The sequence below is a fragment of the Burkholderia sp. E168m22 genome (assembly GCF_001319805.1).
GTDB lineage: Bacteria > Pseudomonadota > Gammaproteobacteria > Burkholderiales > Burkholderiaceae > Burkholderia > Burkholderia orbicola.
On the sequence record NZ_BBSK01000181.1, the window covers coordinates 1 to 698 of the forward strand.

A 698-nucleotide genomic window follows, 5' to 3' on the forward strand; every position below is an offset into this window, starting at 1 on the left:
GGCGAATCCGACCGCTGCGAGCCGACCTGGGTCGGCGCCGAGCATCCGCTGTTCATCCTGTATACGTCGGGCTCGACCGGCAAGCCGAAGGGCGTGCAGCACAGCACGGGCGGCTACCTGCTGTGGGCCGCGCAGACGATGAAGTGGACCTTCGACTGGAAACCCGACGACGTGTTCTGGTGCACGGCCGACATCGGCTGGGTCACGGGCCACACGTACATCACCTACGGCCCGCTCGCGTGCGGCGGCACGCAGGTCGTGTTCGAAGGCGTGCCGACGTATCCGGACGCCGGCCGCTTCTGGAAGATGATCGGCGATCACAAGGTCACCGTGTTCTATACCGCGCCGACCGCGATCCGTTCGCTGATCAAGGCCGCCGAAGCCGACGACAAGGTCCATCCGAAAAGCTATGACCTGTCGAGCCTGCGCATCATCGGCACGGTCGGCGAGCCGATCAACCCGGAAGCGTGGATGTGGTACCACAAGCACGTCGGCCACGAGCGCTGCCCGATCGTCGACACGTGGTGGCAGACCGAAACCGGCGGCCACATGATCACGCCGCTGCCGGGCGCGACGCCGACCGTGCCGGGCTCGTGCACGCTGCCGCTGCCGGGCATCACGGCCGCGGTGGTCGACGAGACGGGTCAGGACGTGCCGAACGGGCAAGGCGGCATTCTGGTCGTCAAGCGCCCGTGGCC

The 698-nt window shown here is 67.6% G+C and carries 1 protein-coding gene; it reads left to right on the top strand.

All coding sequences use genetic code 11. The features are described from left to right. A partial coding sequence (locus AP428_RS34305; RefSeq protein ID WP_156349376.1) for an AMP-binding protein occupies positions 1-698 on the top strand: 698 nt, incomplete at both ends.